Origin of the sequence: Brachybacterium aquaticum, from assembly GCF_014204755.1 — a bacterium.
Lineage (GTDB): Bacteria > Actinomycetota > Actinomycetes > Actinomycetales > Dermabacteraceae > Brachybacterium > Brachybacterium aquaticum.
Genome location: NZ_JACHLZ010000001.1, coordinates 630,869 through 646,924, shown reverse-complemented (window position 1 = coordinate 646,924; position 16,056 = coordinate 630,869). Strand labels below are relative to the sequence as shown.

At 72.0% G+C, this 16,056-nt stretch carries 16 protein-coding genes; 10 read left to right on the top strand and 6 right to left on the bottom strand.

Annotated features, from left to right (window positions below; all coding sequences use genetic code 11):
• Positions 1 to 82: 82 nt before the first annotated feature.
• The 3 genes from HNR70_RS02900 to HNR70_RS02890 form a co-directional block, all read right to left on the bottom strand.
• The gene (locus HNR70_RS02900; RefSeq protein WP_184324335.1) at positions 83 to 1,684 is read right to left on the bottom strand and encodes an L-lactate permease; all 1,602 of its coding nucleotides are present in this window, start codon (positions 1,682 to 1,684) and stop codon (positions 83 to 85) included.
• A 147-nt stretch (positions 1,685 to 1,831) separates the two neighbouring features.
• Positions 1,832 to 2,782, bottom strand: coding sequence for an L-lactate dehydrogenase (locus tag HNR70_RS02895; RefSeq protein WP_184324334.1), 951 nt, complete (start codon positions 2,780 to 2,782; stop codon positions 1,832 to 1,834).
• A 185-nt stretch (positions 2,783 to 2,967) separates the two neighbouring features.
• Positions 2,968 to 3,282 carry a 4a-hydroxytetrahydrobiopterin dehydratase gene (locus tag HNR70_RS02890; RefSeq protein ID WP_184324333.1) on the bottom strand — a complete coding sequence of 105 codons (315 nt, stop codon included), beginning with the start codon at positions 3,280 to 3,282 and terminating at the stop codon, positions 2,968 to 2,970.
• Between the two features lie 61 nt (positions 3,283 to 3,343).
• Between HNR70_RS02890 and arfB the strand changes: the two genes are divergently transcribed.
• The 5 genes from arfB (at position 3,344) to HNR70_RS02865 (ending at position 6,800) form a co-directional block, all read left to right on the top strand.
• Entirely contained in the window at positions 3,344 to 3,793 is a 450-nt protein-coding gene (gene arfB, locus HNR70_RS02885; RefSeq protein ID WP_184324332.1) for an alternative ribosome rescue aminoacyl-tRNA hydrolase ArfB, read from the top strand.
• A gap of 83 nt (positions 3,794 to 3,876) precedes the next feature.
• Positions 3,877 to 4,518 carry a 1-acyl-sn-glycerol-3-phosphate acyltransferase gene (locus HNR70_RS02880; protein ID WP_184324331.1) on the top strand — a complete coding sequence of 214 codons (642 nt, stop codon included), beginning with the start codon at positions 3,877 to 3,879 and terminating at the stop codon, positions 4,516 to 4,518.
• Positions 4,515 to 5,375, top strand: a complete 861-nt coding sequence (locus HNR70_RS02875; RefSeq protein WP_184324330.1) for a DUF3152 domain-containing protein — start codon at positions 4,515 to 4,517, stop codon at positions 5,373 to 5,375. Before HNR70_RS02880 ends, HNR70_RS02875 begins: the two co-directional genes overlap by 4 nt.
• A 94-nt stretch (positions 5,376 to 5,469) precedes the next feature.
• Positions 5,470 to 5,712, top strand: a complete 243-nt coding sequence (locus tag HNR70_RS02870; RefSeq protein WP_184324329.1) for a PspC domain-containing protein — start codon at positions 5,470 to 5,472, stop codon at positions 5,710 to 5,712.
• A 68-nt stretch (positions 5,713 to 5,780) separates the two neighbouring features.
• Positions 5,781 to 6,800 carry an LLM class flavin-dependent oxidoreductase gene (locus tag HNR70_RS02865; RefSeq protein WP_184324328.1) on the top strand — a complete coding sequence of 340 codons (1,020 nt, stop codon included), beginning with the start codon at positions 5,781 to 5,783 and terminating at the stop codon, positions 6,798 to 6,800.
• A gap of 70 nt (positions 6,801 to 6,870) precedes the next feature.
• On the opposite strand, the gene HNR70_RS02860 is transcribed toward HNR70_RS02865, so the two are convergent.
• On the bottom strand, positions 6,871 to 7,308 hold the full coding sequence (locus tag HNR70_RS02860) for a VOC family protein (RefSeq protein WP_184324327.1): 438 nt from the start codon (positions 7,306 to 7,308) through the stop codon (positions 6,871 to 6,873).
• Positions 7,309 to 7,354: 46 nt separating this feature from the next.
• Here HNR70_RS02860 and HNR70_RS02855 point away from each other — a divergent pair, with 46 nt between their 5' ends.
• Positions 7,355 to 7,846 (top strand): VOC family protein, encoded by a 492-nt coding sequence (locus HNR70_RS02855; protein ID WP_184324326.1) that lies wholly within the window; start codon positions 7,355 to 7,357, stop codon positions 7,844 to 7,846.
• A 12-nt stretch (positions 7,847 to 7,858) separates the two neighbouring features.
• On the opposite strand, the gene HNR70_RS16370 is transcribed toward HNR70_RS02855, so the two are convergent.
• Entirely contained in the window at positions 7,859 to 9,628 is a 1,770-nt protein-coding gene (locus HNR70_RS16370; protein ID WP_184324325.1) for a GNAT family N-acetyltransferase, read from the bottom strand.
• A gap of 19 nt (positions 9,629 to 9,647) precedes the next feature.
• On the opposite strand from HNR70_RS16370, the gene HNR70_RS02845 reads away from it, so the two are divergent.
• Complete coding sequence (locus HNR70_RS02845; protein ID WP_184324324.1) at positions 9,648 to 10,427, top strand: alpha/beta fold hydrolase; 780 nt, start codon at positions 9,648 to 9,650, stop codon at positions 10,425 to 10,427.
• 156 nt (positions 10,428 to 10,583) lie between these two features.
• Here HNR70_RS02845 and HNR70_RS02840 read toward each other — a convergent pair whose 3' ends face one another.
• Positions 10,584 to 10,949 carry an MDR/zinc-dependent alcohol dehydrogenase-like family protein gene (locus HNR70_RS02840; protein WP_184324323.1) on the bottom strand — a complete coding sequence of 122 codons (366 nt, stop codon included), beginning with the start codon at positions 10,947 to 10,949 and terminating at the stop codon, positions 10,584 to 10,586.
• A gap of 65 nt (positions 10,950 to 11,014) precedes the next feature.
• On the opposite strand from HNR70_RS02840, the gene HNR70_RS02835 reads away from it, so the two are divergent.
• The 3 genes from HNR70_RS02835 to HNR70_RS02825 all read left to right on the top strand — a co-directional run bounded on the left by HNR70_RS02835 (position 11,015) and on the right by HNR70_RS02825 (position 16,015).
• On the top strand, positions 11,015 to 11,950 hold the full coding sequence (locus HNR70_RS02835; protein WP_184324322.1) for a DMT family transporter: 936 nt from the start codon (positions 11,015 to 11,017) through the stop codon (positions 11,948 to 11,950).
• A gap of 359 nt (positions 11,951 to 12,309) precedes the next feature.
• Entirely contained in the window at positions 12,310 to 14,538 is a 2,229-nt protein-coding gene (gene betT / locus HNR70_RS02830; protein WP_184324321.1) for a choline BCCT transporter BetT, read from the top strand.
• The gene (locus HNR70_RS02825; RefSeq protein WP_184324320.1) at positions 14,531 to 16,015 is read left to right on the top strand and encodes an aldehyde dehydrogenase family protein; all 1,485 of its coding nucleotides are present in this window, start codon (positions 14,531 to 14,533) and stop codon (positions 16,013 to 16,015) included. Before betT ends, HNR70_RS02825 begins: the two co-directional genes overlap by 8 nt.
• Positions 16,016 to 16,056: the final 41 nt, after the last annotated feature.

Sequence of the window (16,056 nt, the reverse complement as noted above, 5' to 3'; positions counted from 1 at the left end):
GGGCAGACGTACACCCCGGGGAGGATCTCCCCGGGGTGCAGGTCGCGGTGATGGTGGTGTCGGGCCGAGCGGCCCGGGCGGCTCAGACCACGAGCGTGAGCACCAGGGTCCACACGCAGATGACGGCCAGCATCCCGAGGCTCGGACCGATCGCCTTGCGGGTGATCTCGCCCTCGCGGCCGGACAGGCCCACAGCGCCCGCGGCGATCGCGATCGACTGGGGGGAGATGACCTTGGCGGTGGTGCCGCCGGCGGTGTTGGCGCCGACCAGCACGGCCGAGTCCACGCCGATGCCCTGAGCGGTGGCCTGCTGGAGCGGGGCGAACAGGGTGTTGTTGTTGACCACCGAGCCGGTGAGGAACACGCCGATCCAGCCGATGATCGGGGCGATCAGCGGGAAGATCGGGCCGACGGCGGCGAGCGCGGAGCCCATGGTCGCCGAGCCGCCGGAGTGGTTGGCGATGTTGGCGAGCACCAGGATCACGGCGATGAGGATGATCGCGCCGCCGAGGCTCTTCACGGTCCCGACCAGCTCGTCCAGCAGCTGGCGCAGGTTCACCTGCGGGGTGGTGAGGAAGGAGACGATCACCGACAGGAGGATCGCGGTGCCGGTCGCGCCGAGGAGCGAGAGGTTCCAGGTGGCCTCGACGACGCTGCCGTCGGCGCGGGCGATCTGCCCGGTCAGGCCCGGCAGCAGGACGGGGATCGTGGTGAACCCGAGCGCGCCGGTGGTGAACAGCTCCTTCACCGGCGGAAGGGACCACAGCAGGATGAAGCTGGAGAGGATGTAGAACGGACTCCAGGCGACCACGACCTCGTTGAAGCTGTGGTGGGTGGCCTCGGGGACCGGGGCGTCGCCCTCGCGGTAGACGTGGCGCGGGGACCAGGCGCGGGAGACGGCGAACACGGCGACCATGCCGGCGAGACCCGCGGCGATGTCGGCGAGCTCCGGGCCGAGGAACCACAGCACCCCGGCCTGGACGCCGCTGAAGACGAGGGAGACGGCGAGGGCGATGGGCCAGGTCTCGCGCAGGCCGCGCAGGCCGTCCATGACGATGACGAGCAGGAAGGGCACCAGCAGCGTCAGCGGCTGCAGCATGATGACCATGGCGCGAGACAGCTCGGTGACCTCGAGGCCGGTCACCTGGGCGCCGACGAGCACGGGGATGCCGATCGCGCCGTAGGCGCCGGCGCCGACGTTGGCGATGAGGGACAGCACAGCGGCGCGCATCGGGGCGAAGCCGAGCTGGACGAGCAGGGCGGCGCAGATCGCGATCGGGACGCCGAAGCCGGCGACGCCCTCGAGGAAGGCGCCGAAGGAGAAGCTGATCAAGAGCACCTGGATGCGCTGGTCGGCGGAGATCGCGCCGATGGAGTCACGGATGACGTCGAAGCGTCCGGAGAGCACTGCCAGGCGGTACAGCCACACGGCCATGACGATGATGTAGGCAATGGGCCACAGGGCGGTGAGCAGGCCGGAGAGGCCGGCACCGCCGACGGCGGTGGCGGGCATGCCGTAGGCGAACAGCGCCACGGCCACCTCGACGGCCAGGGCGATCAGTCCCGAGATGACTCCCGAGAGCTTGAACACCACCATGAGCAGGAGGAACACGATGATGGGGAGGGCGGCGACCAGGGCGGAGAGCGCGAGATTGCCGAGAGGGTCGATGGTCTGGGTCCACATGGGAGGGGTTCTCCGGGGGTCGTGCCGGGGCGGGTGCTCCAGCGGTCACGAGAGAAAGGGCGAGGCCCCCGACATCCTGGTGGGACGTCGGGGGCCTCGACTCTGAGGTCCCCGGGGAGGTCCTCGATGCCTCCCGGGGTGGGTGTGTCAGGCGCGCAGGTCGGCCGCGACCTTCTTGAGCGCGTCGGCGGAGGCGCGCAGGCGCTCCAGCTCGTGCTCCTCGAAGGGGGTCTCGCGGATGGCGCGGGCGCCGGAGGCGTTGACCAGGCTCGGCACGGACAGGGCCACGTCGCTGATCCCGTGGAAGTCGTCCAGCACCGTGGAGACGTTCAGCACCGCGTTCTCGTCGCCGAGGATGGCCTCGACGATGCGGGCGCTGGACAGGCCGATGGCGTAGTTGGTCGCGCCCTTGCCCTGGATGACCTTGTAGGCCGCGTCGCGCACGTCCACCGCGATCTTGTCGAGCTCCTCGACGCTGAACTGCGGGGTACCGTCGGGGCCGCGCCAGTCGAGGATCGGGACCGTGTTGATGCGGGCCTCGGACCACAGCGGGAACTCGGTGTCGCCGTGCTCGCCGACGATCTGGGCGTGCACGGACGTGGGGGCCACGTTGGTGCGGCGGGAGATCTCCCAGCGCAGTCGGGAGGAGTCCAGCACGGTGCCGGAGGCGAAGACGCGCTCGCGCGGCAGCCCCGACTCCTCCAGGGCGAGCGTGGCGAGCACGTCGCAGGGGTTGGAGACGATCACGAAGATGGCGTCGGGCGCAACCTCGAGGGTCTTCTTCATGGTGTCGGCGACGATCTTGGCGTTGATGCCGGCGAGCTCGATGCGCGGCTGGCCGGGCTTCTGCTTGGCGCCTGCGGTGATCACCACGACGTGGGAGCCCTCGGCGACGGAGATGTCCGAGCCGCCGGTGATGGTGGAGGAGTTGGTGAAGAGGGTGCCGTGGGCGAGGTCGAGCACCTCGGCCTCGGTCTTCTCCGCCGCGATGTCGTAGAGGGCGACGTGGCGGGCGGAGCCGCGGATGAGGGCGGCGTAGGCGACGCTGGAGCCGACGGCGCCAGCACCGATGACGGTGAGCTTCGAGTTCTCAATCATGTTGTAATACTAAGAAGAAGTTCCCGGATCCTGAAGGGCCTGAAGTCCCTACTTTCCCGTCATTTTCCCGGCGCTTCCCCTGCGCGTTCCCAGCCGAGCCCTCCTCCCGCTCCGGCCACGCCCTACTCTCGGGGGATGGACGCCCTCGTCGGCCTGCTGGACGTCCCGCGCGCGCCCGGTCCGAGTCAGCTCTCGACGGTCCGCACGCCGAGAGCATCGGCATGCTCCTGGACCGTCCGGGCGAGATCGAGGTCGCGCTGGGTCACGCCGCCCACGTCGTGGCTGGACAGGGTCACGCCCACCTCGGGGTAGGTGAGGGTGAGGTCGGGGTGGTGGTTCGCCTCCTCGGCGGAGGCGCCGATCCGGTCGACCAGCGCGAGTCCGGTGGCGAAGTCGCCCGTGGCGTAGCGGGCGGTGAGTGTGTCGTCCTCGTGGCGCCATCCGCGCGGGATGCTCTGGGCGATCTGCTCGTCGGTGAGGGTCTGCTTCGCATCGCTCATTGCGCCATCGTGCCAGCGGGCGCCTCGGCTCGGAAGGGCTCCGAGGGGGCACACTGGTGGGGTGGACGATCTGCGCGTGGACCCGGGCCCCGGAGCACCCCGTGGCGTGCGCATCCCCGCGGCGGAGCTCACCGAGCAGTTCTCCCATTCCTCGGGACCGGGCGGTCAGGGCGTGAACACGGCCGACTCGCGGGTGCAGCTGAGCCTGGACCTCGCGACGACCACGGCGCTGGATCCGCGGCAGCGCGCACGGGTGCTCGAGAACCTCGCCCCGCGCCTGTCCGGGCGCTCCGGGACCGTGCTGACCGTGACGGCGTCGACCCAGCGCTCCCAGCGGCAGAACCGTCGAGAGGCTCGGGAACGGCTGGCCGCGCTGCTGCGCGAGGCGGTCGCCCCCGAGGTGCCGCGCCGCGTGACGCGCCCCACCGCGGGTTCGCGCCGTCGGCGGCTCGAGGCGAAGAAGCGCCGCGCGGACCTGAAGCGGACCCGGCGCCGGCCGGCCGACGGCTGACGCCTGACGGCTGACGGCGACAGGTGTCCGCTTCCGCCGCGTATGTGCCGGTCGCAGGGCCCTTCCTGCTCTAGGTTGTGGCCATGCTCCGTCAGCTCATCGCCCGTGCGTTCTGGGCCCTGGGACCGTGGAAGCTCGTCGTCGAGCGGGTCCCGGACCGACCCACGATCTTCATCGGCGCCCCGCACACCTCCAACTGGGACTTCGTGTTCATGCTCGCGATCGGGTGGCGCCTGCGCGTGAAGCTGCGCTGGCTGGGCAAGCACACGCTGTTCACCGGCTGGAAGGGCCCGGTCATGCGCGCCCTCGGCGGGATCCCGGTGGACCGCCGCGACCCGAGCCGCGTGCTCGACGAGGTGATCTCCGAGGTCCATGCCGGAAAGGTGTTCGGCCTGGTCATCACGCCCGACGGCACCCGCAGCGGGCACACGCACTGGAAGTCCGGCTTCTACCGGATCGCGCGGGCGACGGGACTGCCGGTGACGCTCGGCTTCGTGGACCGCACCACCATGACCACGGGACTGGGCCCCACCTTCGACCTCACCGGCGACGTCCGCGCGGACATGGACCGCATCCGCGCGTTCTTCGCCGACGAGTCCGGCTACCTCCCCGAGAACCGGGTCGAGCCGCGGCTGCGGGAGGAGGAGGGCGCCGCCGAGGACGGCACCGGACCGGCTCCCACTGGGGACGGACCGGCTCCCACCGAGGACGGACCGACCGCATGAGCACGCCCGCCCCTCCCCGCACCCGACTCCGCCTCACCCGACGCGGGCGCCTGGTCCGCACGATCCTGGTCGCCCTGCTGCTCGTGGTCCTCGTGATCGCGACGGTCCAGCTGGTGCGCGCGAACGGCGCAGACGGCGCCGCCCAGGATGCCGGCCCGCACGTCAGCGGCGGTCCGGCGGGGACCGCCCCGTCGGACGGAGGCGGCAAGGCCGGGGCGACCCCGGAGGCGGAGACGGCCGAGGCGTCCGGGGACATCACCCGTACGGACACCGTCGGCGCGGGGACCTGGACCCTCGCCGCTGCCGAGGACCCCGCCGGGGTCGCGCCCGCGGCGAGCGATGCGGGCGGCGCGTCCGATGCGGGCGGGGCCTCCGACATGGGCGGCGCAGCGAGCGCGCCGCGCACCTATGCGGTGCGGGTCGAGGACGGGATCGGGATCTCGGCCGACGAGGCCGCCGCACAGATCGCGGCCGTCCTCGCGGACGAGCGCAGCTGGCACGGCACCGAGGGCGCCGTCTTCCAGCGGGTGGGCAGCGAGGAGGAGGCGGAGATGACGATCTCGATCGCGTCCCCGCCGACCGTCGACGAGCTGTGCCTCCCGGCGCGCACCGGCGGGCTGTGGAGCTGCCGGATCGGCCCGGACGTGGCACTGAACTCCGATCGCTGGCTGCACGCCACCCCGACCTACGAAGACCTCGGCGAGTACCGCGCCTACATGATCAACCACGAGGTGGGACACTTCCTCGGGCACGGGCACGCGACCTGCCCGGCGGACGGCGACCCCGCGCCGGTGATGCTGCAGCAGTCGATGGACCTGCAGGGCTGCGTCCCCAACGCCTGGCCCGCCACCGCCTGAGCCGCAGCGGGCGCTGACCCCGGAGGCGATCCCGGGCCGCGGACGGGGGACATCCCCAGTGCCCTTCGGCCCTCTCGAGCCTAGGGTCGTTGCCATGAACTCCTTCTTCGCCACCCTCCGCGGCTTCCGCTACCGACGCGGCCCCCAGCGACTCGTCGGAGGCATCGCCGGCGGTCTCGCCGAGCTCACGGGCCTGAACGTGTGGCTCATGCGCCTGCTCGTCCTGCTCTCGTTCGCCCTGCCGGTCCTCGGCCCCGTCGCCTACGTCGTGGTGTGGGTCCTGACCCCCTGGCAGGACGGCACGATCCCCGCCGAGCGCGCGCTGAACAACCTCTGAGCGCCCGGGACGTCACCAGGGCTCGTCACTACGATGAGGGCACTCCACCCTCGTCGGAAGGCCCCCTGATGCCCGATCGCTCCCAGCCCCTGCGCCGTCTCGGCTTCCTCACGATCGGGCTGTTCGATCCCGCCGATCCCGGGGCCGGGCACGAGTCGACCCTGTCGATCATCGAGCTCGGCGAGCAGCTGGGCTTCGACAGCGCCTGGCTGCGCCACCGCCATCTGCAGTTCGGGATATCCTCCCCGATCGCGGTGATGGCCGCGGCGACCCAGCGCACCTCCCGCATCGAGCTCGGCACCGCGGTGACGCCGCTGGGCTGGGAGAACCCGCTGCGCCTGGCCGAGGATCTCGCCACCGTCGACGTGCTCTCGGGCGGGCGGATCAACCCCGGCGTCAGCGTCGGCACCCCGATGCAGTGGGACACCGTCAAGGACGCCCTCTACCCGGACACCGCCGAGGTCGAGGACTTCTCCAAGACCCGCGTGGAGCGCCTGGCGAGCTACCTGGCCGGTGATCGGGTGCGCGAGCTGGAGGGGAAGCAGGGCGTGGTCGAGGAGTTCTCCTCCCGCGTCGAGCCTCACTCCCCCGGGCTGCGCGAACGGCTCTGGTATGGGGCGGGCAGCCTCGGCTCGGCCGAATGGGCGGGCGCCCACGGGCTGAACCTGCTCTCCTCGAGCGTGATCTTCCCCGAGGCCGACGAGGAGCCGGACTTCGCCGCCGTGCAGGCCTCCCAGATCCGCGCCTACCGCGCCGCGGGCGGGACGCGCGCCTCGCAGGGCCTGGTCGTCATCCCCACCGACTCCGCGACCGCCGAGCAGGCGGAGAAGTACCGCGCCTACGTCGCCGAGCGCCTGCCCCGCACCGCCACCCCGCAGGGACCGCGCGGGATGATGTTCGCGCCGGACCTCGTGGGCACGAGCGAGGAGATCGCCGAGCAGCTGTGGGACCACGCGGGCTTCCGCGAGGTCGACGAGGTCGCCTTCGCCCTCCCCTTCAGCTTCGCGCACGAGGACTACGTCCAGATCCTCACCGACATCGCCACCCGGCTCGGGCCGCTGCTCGGCTGGAAGCCCGCGGGCGCCTGACGTCGGCCGACAGGCCCGTCGGCAGGCGGGTTCGTCGGCCGACGGGCCCCGCGCCCCGCCGCCCTGCCGGTCAGGCGCCGCGCAGGTCCTGGGCGAGCATGACGAGGATCCCGCTCGGGCCGCGCAGGTAGGTCAGGCGGTACACGTCCTCGTAGGTCGCCACGCCCCGCACCGGATGGCAGCCGTGGCGCGCCGCGATCTCGAGCGCCGCATCGAGGTCGTCCACGCGGAAGGCGACGCGGTGCATGCCGATCTCGTGCGGCCGGGTCGGCGCGGTCTCGAGGGCTGCGGGGTGGAGGTACTCGAACAGCTCCAGCTGGCCGCTGCCGTCGGGGGTGCCGAGCAACGCGATCCGTGCGTGGTTGCCGTCCAGGCCCACGGCGGTCTCCGCCCACTCCCCCTGCACCTCGTCGGTGCCGAGCACGCTGAGGCCCAGGTCGGTGAAGAACGTGATCGCCTCGTCGAGGTCGCGCACCGCGATCCCGACGTTCTCCATGTGGATGCTCATGCTCCGCAGGGTAGACCTGCCCCGGCAGGAGGGGGAGGATGCCCGCATGAGCACATCGCACATCGCGGTGAGGACCTGCCTGTGGTTCGACGGCCGCATCGACGAGGCCGCCGACTTCTACGTCTCGCTGCTCCCGGGCTCCCGGATCACCGGCCGGACCCGCTACGAGAAGGCCGGCGGCCCGCCGGACGGTCCCGACATGGCCGGGCAGCCGCTCACGGTCGACGTCGAGCTCGCGGGCGTGCCGTACACGCTGCTGAACGGCGGCCCGCACTTCACCCTCTCCGAGGCGGTCTCGATGGTGGTCGCCGTGGACACGCAGGAGGAGATCGACCGCTTCTGGGCGGCGCTCACGGCCGACGGGGGCCGGGAGTCCCAGTGCGGCTGGTGCGTGGACCGCTTCGGGCTGTCCTGGCAGATCACGCCGCGACGGCTCGATGAGCTGCTCGCCGGTCCCCACGCCGAGGCCGTGACCCGCGAGCTCATGACCCAGACGAAGCTCGACCTCGCCCGGCTGGAGGCCGCTGCGCAGGGGTGAGTCGCGCGCGGCTCACAGCGCCCGCTTGTACCCGATATGGGAGGGCGCGTAACCGAGCCGCTCGTAGAAGGCGTGCGCGCGGGTGCGGGAGGCGTCGGTGGCGAGCTGGGCGAGGGTCGCACCGCGGGTGCGGCCGTGCTCGTGGGCCCATTCGAGCATCGCGGTGCCGAGCCCGCCGGAGCGCTCCGTGCGGGCGATGCGGACTCCCTCGATCTGCAGTCTTGTGGTGCCGGCGCGGGAGAGGCCGGGGATGATGGTCAGCTGCTCGGTGCCGACCACGCGACCGGCCTCGTCGGTGACGACGGCGAGCAGATGGGTGCGGTCGCGGCTGAGCAGGTCCAGGACCTTCTCGTAGCGGGTGTGGTCGCCGGTGTCCTCCCGCTCGGCACCGAACTCATCGTCCGCGAGCAGGGCGACCATCGCGGGCACGTCCTCGCGGCGGGCGCGGCGCACCCGGAAGGTGCGCTCCCCCACATGCAGCTCGCCGCGCACGGAGGCCGCGGCACGGTCCCGCAGGGCGAGCACCAGCGCATCGAGCCAGCCGCCCACGCTCGCACGGGCCTCGTCGGTGTCCGGGTAGCGGCAGCGAAGGTGCAGACCGGAATCGTCCAGGATGAACCAGAGCATCACGCCGTCGGGCCGGGTCTCGGCGCCCACGTACTGCGCCTCCAGGCCCGCGGCGTCCACGTGCACGGGCAGGCGGCGCAGGTCCAGCCAGGACACGGCGAACATGCCCGGCGCCTCGGGCATCCCGCCCCACGGCGCCATCACCTCCGCGAGCGGCCAGGAGCCGAGCCGCACGGCCTCCTTCACCGCGGCGGCGCAGGCTGCGGGGTCGGGATCGGCGGACTCGATCACGGAGTTGGCGATGAACCAGCCCACCGCGTCGTGCCAGCGCGCCTCGTAGCGGCTGTGCACGGGGAACACGGCGCGCAGCGGCTCGCCGACCATGTCGAGGGTGATCGCGGTCATCGCCGAGACCACCTCGGACAGGGTCGAGACCCCGTCGGCCCGCGCCTGTGCGGACAGGGCGGAGCTCTCGTCCACGTCCAGCACGTCCCGCACCTCGACCCGCTCGGGGTGGGGGCCGCTCTCCCCGAGCGGCAGCGGGAAGCGCGGCATGACGTCCCCGCTCGCGCCGAGGATCTCGGCCCAGCGGCGGTGGACCTCCTCGGGGGCGGGCGGTCGCTCGACCAGCGAGCGGGTGTGCTCGACGAAGGCGGGGACCGCCTCCGGCGAGGGGGTGCCGTCGAGCTCGGAGAGCAGGTCCCGCAGTATCACGAGCATGGACCACATGTCGGTGTGGGAGTGGTCCGCCGCGATGACCACGGTGGGGCGCAGCACGGTCTCCAGCAGGCACAGCCGGTGGGCGGGGGCGGACAGCGGCGTGCAGGTGCGGTCCAGCACCTGCTGCAGCGCCTCGTGCACGGCCTGGCCCGGGCCGATGGGGTGATCGACCCAGGCGCTGCCGGTCACCTCGGCCTCGTGGAGCTGCAGCGCGCCGGCCCCTCCCGGCTCTCCCGGCTCCTGCGTCATGACGGTGCGCAGGGTGCCGTGGCGGGCGATGACGGCGAGCCACGCCGCGGCGAGCCGGTCCGGGTCGACGGGGGCGGGGAGGGTGAAGCAGATGGCCATCCAGGAGCCGGGCCGGTCGCCGGCGGCGGCATGGCGGGCCTGGTCGAAGGACAGCGGCAGACGGACCCCGGTGGGGGCGACGGAGACGTCGAGCCCCCGCAGCCGTCCGAACGGGAGCCGCAGGTGGGCGACGTTGGACAGCCTCATAGCGGCCTACAGTAGCCCGATGACGACCTTCGACGCCCCCGGTGCCCGCCTCGCGCTCGAGCTGAGCGACGAGGGCGGGGTCCCGGTGGTGCAGCTGCACGGACTGACCTCGAGCCGGGCCCGCGATCGCGTGCTCGACCTCGACCTCGGACGGGGCCTGTCCGGCACCCGCCTGCTGCGCTTCGACGCACGCGGCCACGGCGCCTCGACCGGGCGCACCGTCCCCGAGGACTACCGCTGGGACCACCTCGCCCAGGACCTGCTCGCCCTGCTGGATGCGGTGTTCCCCGGCGAGGCGGTGCACGGGGTGGGGCCGTCGATGGGCTGCGCGACGCTGCTGCACGCCGCGGTGCGCGCCCCGGAGCGGTTCCGAGGTCTGACCCTGATGGCCCCGCCGACGGCGTGGGAGACACGGGCGGCGAAGGCCGACGAGTACGTGCGCACCGCGACGCAGGTGGAGCTGCACGGCGCGGACTTCCTGCGCCGGGTGCAGGCGCAGGCGCCGGTGCCGCCGGCGACCGAGGGCACCCCGGACACGATGCCCGACGTCCCCGGAGACCTGCTGCCCTCGGTGCTGCGCGGCGCCGCGGCGAGCGATCTGCCCTCGCCGCAGCAGCTCGCCGCGCTGCGGATCCCGACCACGATCCTGGCGTGGAGCGAGGACCCTGCCCATCCGCTCTCGACGGCGCAGGCGCTCGCGGCGCTGTGGCCGGGCACGGAGCTGCAGGTCGCGAGGACCCGCGTGGACGTGGAGCGCTGGCCGGCGAGGCTCGCCGCGGACGTCGCCCGCTCGGCCTGAGCGGCGCGGCCCGTCGGCCGCCCCTCGGGGGCGGAGCCCGTCGGCCGCCCCGAGAGGAGATGGAGCCCGTCGGCCGCCCGCACGACGACGAGGCCGGTGCTGCAGCTGCAGCACCGGCCTCGCGAAGTCTCCGGGACCGGGTCCCGGGGAGCGGGATCAGGCGAAGGTCATGACCAGCTTGCCGACGGCGTCGCCGGAGCGGAGCACCTCGGTGACCTCGCCGAACTGCTCGATGCCCACCGTGCGGTCGATGACCGGGCGGATCTCGCCGCGACCGGCCGCGGGCAGCAGCACGGGGCGCAGGTCCTCGAGGATCGGCGCCGACTCGAAGTGGCGGGAGAACCCGAAGGACACGCCGTGCGCGGTGAGGTGGCGGTAGGACAGGGCGTCCAGGTCGATCGTCGAGGCGGGGCTGAAGGCACTCGTGCCGCAGGAGAGATGAGCCGGCCCCTCGCGAGGCCTCCTCGTGGGAAGGCCGGAGGCCCGTCGGCCGACCGTCCGCGCGGCCGTCCGGCGGTCCACACTGCGACATCCGGGACGCCCACCCACCCCCGTCGGGCGGAGGATGTCGGGCGGAGGATGGAGCCATGCCCGCCGCCCCACGCTCCTCACACCCTGCCCTGCCCTGGCTCGCCGCCCTCGCGGTCGTGGTGCTGTGGGCCTCCTCCTTCATCGGCATCCGCTTCTCCGGAGCGCACCTCTCCCCCGGAGCGATGACGCTGCTGCGCGTGGGCACTGCCGCGCTCGTGCTGCTGCCGCTGGTGACTCTGGGCCGGGTGCACCTCCCGCGCGGCGCAAGGATGTGGGCGGCCGTGCTCGGCTGGGGCGTGGCGTGGTTCTTCCTGTACCTCTTCGTGCTCAACGCCGCGGAGCTGTACCTCGACGCGGCCACCGCCGCGATGCTCGTGAACCTCGCGCCGCTGATCGTCGCGGTCGCCTCGGGGCTGCTTCTCGGCGAGGGGATCTCGGCCCGGCTCCTGGTGGGGGTCGTGATCGCGCTCGGGGGGATCGGGCTGATCACGGTGGCGACCTCGACCGGTCACGTCGAGGGGCCGGGGCTCGTGCTGGGGCTGCTGGCCGCACTGCTCTACGCCGGCAGCGTGCTGTGGCAGAAGCCGATGCTGGCACACATCGACTCGACCTCGATGACCGTGGTGGGGATCTGGGCGGGCTTCCTCGCCTCCCTGCCCTTCGCTCCGCAGCTCGTCGCCGAGGTGCAGGTCGCCCCGGCGAGTGCGATCGCCTCGATGGTGTACCTCGGGGTGGGGCCGACGGCGATCGCGTTCCTGCTGTGGGGCTATGCGCTGACTCGCACCCCGGCCGGGGTGCTCACCTCGTCCTCGCTGGTCGTCCCGGCCCTCACCGTGGTGATGGCGTGGCTGATGCTGGGCGAGGTGCCGCCCCCGCTCGCGGCCGTCGGCGGTGTGCTGTGCCTGGCCGGAGCGGGGGTGTCGATCCTGCCCTCGGTGGTGCGGTCGCTGCGTGCGACGCCGTCGCTCACGGTGCCGGATCACACGGCATGACGGCTGCCGCGCCGACCGCGGCGCCGGCCCCCGCGTCGGCGTCACCGCCGACGGGCGCGCCCTCCGCGCCCAGATGATTCCGGACGTGCGTCGGAACCGTCATCGGCGCGCACGAGACCCGCAGGGACAGTGACCGGCTTCTCACAGGAACCGCTGGCAACTGGTGGATCCGACAATCCGACCATAAGGTCGAAGCTGGTCGGCGGCCAGGGACACCCGTCAGGACGATGCTCGAGGACTCCGGTCCTCCCACGGAGACCTCGCCCGTGCCCCCGCTCGCCGCGCCGGAACTCCCCCCGGAGACGGACGCGCTGCGGCGACGTCCGCTCCTGTCCCGAGCGTCGACCGAGAGGATCGTGATGACTGAGGCGTCCCCGCCCGTCCAGCCCGCCGAGAGAGCCCCGGGCGCGGAGCCCGCGCCGGAGGAGGGCCGCCATGCGAAGGTGAACTGGCCGGTCTTCATCGGCACCGCCGTGATCATCGTGGCCTTCGTGCTGTTCGCCGCGATCTGGCCCGACGCCGCGGAGACGGTCATCTTCGGCTCGATGGCCTGGGTCGCCACGAACTTCGGCTGGTACTACGTCCTCACCGCCACGATCGTGGTGATCTTCGTGCTGCTGGTCGCCTTCTCCCGGGTGGGTCGCACCCGCATGGGACCGGACCACTCGGTGCCGAAGTACAACATGTTCACGTGGGCGGCGATGCTCTTCGCCGCCGGCATCGGCGTGGACCTGATGTTCTTCGGGATCTCGGGTCCCGCGACGAACTACCTCACCCCGCCGGACGTGCCGGCCGGCTCCGACGAGGCCGCGCGCATGGCGCCGCTGTGGACGATCTTCCATTACGGCATCCCCGGCTGGGCGATGTACGCCCTGATGGGCATGGCCTTCGGCCTGTTCGCCTACCGCTACCACCTGCCGCTGTCGATCCGCTCCGCGCTCGCCCCGATCTTCGGCCGCCGCATCCACGGCGCCGTGGGCCATGCCGCGGAGATCGGCGCGACCATCGGCACGATCTTCGGCATCTCGGTGTCCCTCGGCATCGGCGTGGTCTTCCTGAACTTCGGCCTCACGGCCCTGTTCGGGATCCCCTCCTCGATCGGCGTGCAGATCGCCCTGATGGGCCTCGCCGTGCTGATCACGATCATCTCCACCATCTCCGGCGTGGACAAGGGCATCCGCCGCCTGTCCGAGCTGAACGTGCTGCTGGCGATCGTGCTGATGCTGTGGGTGCTGTTCTCCGGGCAGACCCACCAGCTGCTCAACGCCCTCGTGCAGAACATCGGCGACTTCTTCTCCCGCTTCCCCGGGATGATGATGAACACCTTCGCCTACACCGACGGCACCACCGACTACCCCTCGGACCAGTGGATGGCGGACTGGACGCTGTTCTTCTGGGCCTGGTGGATCGCCTGGGCGCCCTTCGTGAGCCTCTTCCTGGCCCGCATCTCCCGCGGCCGCACCCTGCGCCAGTTCGTGGTCGGCGTGCTGCTGATCCCCTTCTCGTTCATCCTGCTGTGGGTGTCGATCTTCGGCAATGCGGCGCTGAGCTTCGCCGGTGACGCCGAGTTCCTGGACCTGGCCGTCAACCAGCCCGAGTCCGGCTTCTTCAACCTGCTCGAGCAGTACCCGGGCGCCGTGTTCACCGTCTCGCTGGCTCTGATCACGGGCCTGTTCTTCTACGTCACCTCCGCGGACTCCGGCTCGCTGGTGATGGCGAACATGACCTCCAAGGCCTCCACCCGCGACTCCGACGGTCCGCCGTGGCTGCGGATCGTGTGGGCGGTCATCACCGGTGCCCTGACGCTCGTGATGCTGTTCATCGACGGGGTCTACACCCTCCAGGCCGCGACCGTGATGGTGGGTCTGCCGCTGTCGATCCTGGTGTACCTGGTGATGGCGAGCCTGTGGAAGGTGCTGCGCACCGAGCAGATGAACCTCGACTCCCGCTCCGCGGCGCTGCCGGGAGTGCTCACCTCCCGGGTGCGCGAGGCCGAGGGCGAGCGCGTCTCCTGGCGCCAGCGCCTGCGCAAGCGGATGTCCTACGCGAGCGAGGCCCAGGCCCGCACCTTCATGGAGACCGTCGCGACCCCCGCGATCGAGGAGGTCGCCGGCGAGCTGAAGGACCTCGGCGCGGACGTCACCTGCCATCGCGGCATGCACCCCGATGCCCAGGTGCCGTTCGTGGACCTGGTCGTCGCCTTCCCGGACGGCGAGGACTTCAAGTACCAGGCCTACCCGGTCGCCTATTCCGTGCCGAGCTTCGCCGCGAACCTCTCCACGGTGCGCGACGTGTACTACCGCATCGAGATCTTCGACCGCACCGGCTCCCGCGGCCGGGACATCATGGGGGAGACCAAGGACCAGGTCATCAGCGATGTCCTGGACGCCTACGACGCCCACATCATGTACCTGACGATGAGCCAGGACATCGGCACCGCCACCGGCGCCGTCCCGGTGGTCGTCCCCGACACGTGGGAGGACGCCGACCACGTCGACCCCTCCCCTGCTGATCCCCATGCCACCGAGCCCCATCCCACCGAGCCCGCCGTCAGCGGCGAGCGCGCGACGAAGGAGAACCATGACTGACAGCCCCGCCACCCTGTTCATCGACGGCGCCTGGGTGCCGTCCTCCACCGGCGAGACCCGCACCATCACCTGCCCCGCGGACCGCTCCGAGGTCGGCATCGTCTCCGAGGCGAGCGCCGAGGACGTCGAGCTCGCGATCCTCGCCGCAAGGCGCGCCTTCGAGGGCCGCGAGTGGGTGGACACCCCCGCCGCCAAGCGCGGCGACTTCCTGATCAAGGTCGCCGAGCGCCTCGAGGAGCGCAAGGACGAGTTCGCCCGCGCCGAGGCGAAGGACACCGGCAAGCGCCTGGTCGAGGCCGAGGGCGACATGGACGACATCGCCGCCTGCTTCCGCTACTTCGGCAAGATCGCCGACCAGAGCCCCGGGCGACTGGTCGACGCCGGGAACCCCGCGGTGATCTCCCGCGTGGTCCACGAGCCGATCGGCGTGTGCGGCATGATCACGCCCTGGAACTTCCCGCTGCTGCAGGCCTCGTGGAAGATCGCCCCCGCCCTCGCGGCCGGCAACGCCTTCGTGCTCAAGCCCGCCGAGCTCACCCCGCACACCGCGATCCTCATGATGGAGGTGCTCGACGAGCTGGGCCTGCCGAAGGGCGTGGCGAACCTGGTGCTCGGCGACGGCGGCGTCGTCGGCGCTCCCCTGTCCTCCCACCCCGAGATCGACCTGGTCTCCTTCACCGGCGGCCTCGCCACCGGGCGGAAGATCGCCGAGTCCGCGGCGACGGGCATCAAGAAGGTCGCCCTGGAGCTCGGAGGGAAGAACCCCAACATCGTCTTCGCCGACGCCGACTACGAGGCCGCCCTCGACAACGCCCTGAACGCGGGCTTCCTGGACTCGGGCCTGGTGTGCTCGGCCGGGACGCGGCTGATCGTCCACGAGTCGATCGCCGAGCGCTTCGTCGACGACCTCGTCGCCCGCGCCGAGGACATCGTCATGGGCGGCCCCTTCGACGAGGCCGCCGAGACCGGCCCGCTGATCTCGGAGGCCCACCGCGACAAGGTCACCGACTACGTCACCCGCGGCGTCGAGGCAGGGGCGCGCCTGCGCACCGGCGGGAACTGGGGCGGCCCCGAGCACGAGCAGGGCGTCTTCTACGCCCCGACCGTGCTGGACCAGTGCACCTGGGACAACCCCGCCGTGGTCGAGGAGGGCTTCGGCCCGGTGATCACGGTGGAGACCTTCTCCACCGAGGAGGAGGCGATCGAGATCGCCAACCACACCGAGTACGGCCTCGCCGGCGGCGTGTGGACCTCCGATGCGGGCACCGCCAACCGCGTCTCGCGACGCCTCCGCCACGGCACCATCTGGATCAACGACTACCACCCCTACCTGCCGCAGGCCGAGTGGGGCGGCTTCAAGATGTCGGGCGTCGGCCGGGAGCTGGGCCCCTCCGGTCTCGAGGAGTACACCGAGGCCAAGCACATCTACGAGAACACCGAGCCCGCTGTCAGCGGCTGGTTCCCCCGCAAGCGGTGAGCACCGCGGACAGAGCACACCGCGGACAGAACACTGCGCGT

Coding starts and splice junctions, on each gene's coding strand:
- HNR70_RS02870 (WP_184324329.1), top strand. CDS start 5,470: ATGAACTCCTTCTTCGCCACCCTCCGCGGCTTCCGCTACCGACGCGGC.
- HNR70_RS02890 (WP_184324333.1), bottom strand. CDS start 3,282: ATGAGCGATGCGAAGCAGACCCTCACCGACGAGCAGATCGCCCAGAGC.
- HNR70_RS02825 (WP_184324320.1), top strand. CDS start 14,531: ATGACTGACAGCCCCGCCACCCTGTTCATCGACGGCGCCTGGGTGCCG.
- HNR70_RS16370 (WP_184324325.1), bottom strand. CDS start 9,628: ATGAGGCTGTCCAACGTCGCCCACCTGCGGCTCCCGTTCGGACGGCTG.
- HNR70_RS02860 (WP_184324327.1), bottom strand. CDS start 7,308: ATGAGCATCCACATGGAGAACGTCGGGATCGCGGTGCGCGACCTCGAC.
- HNR70_RS02895 (WP_184324334.1), bottom strand. CDS start 2,782: ATGATTGAGAACTCGAAGCTCACCGTCATCGGTGCTGGCGCCGTCGGC.
- HNR70_RS02880 (WP_184324331.1), top strand. CDS start 3,877: ATGCTCCGTCAGCTCATCGCCCGTGCGTTCTGGGCCCTGGGACCGTGG.
- HNR70_RS02855 (WP_184324326.1), top strand. CDS start 7,355: ATGAGCACATCGCACATCGCGGTGAGGACCTGCCTGTGGTTCGACGGC.
- HNR70_RS02835 (WP_184324322.1), top strand. CDS start 11,015: ATGCCCGCCGCCCCACGCTCCTCACACCCTGCCCTGCCCTGGCTCGCC.
- HNR70_RS02900 (WP_184324335.1), bottom strand. CDS start 1,684: ATGTGGACCCAGACCATCGACCCTCTCGGCAATCTCGCGCTCTCCGCC.
- HNR70_RS02845 (WP_184324324.1), top strand. CDS start 9,648: ATGACGACCTTCGACGCCCCCGGTGCCCGCCTCGCGCTCGAGCTGAGC.
- betT (WP_184324321.1), top strand. CDS start 12,310: ATGACTGAGGCGTCCCCGCCCGTCCAGCCCGCCGAGAGAGCCCCGGGC.
- HNR70_RS02865 (WP_184324328.1), top strand. CDS start 5,781: ATGCCCGATCGCTCCCAGCCCCTGCGCCGTCTCGGCTTCCTCACGATC.
- HNR70_RS02875 (WP_184324330.1), top strand. CDS start 4,515: ATGAGCACGCCCGCCCCTCCCCGCACCCGACTCCGCCTCACCCGACGC.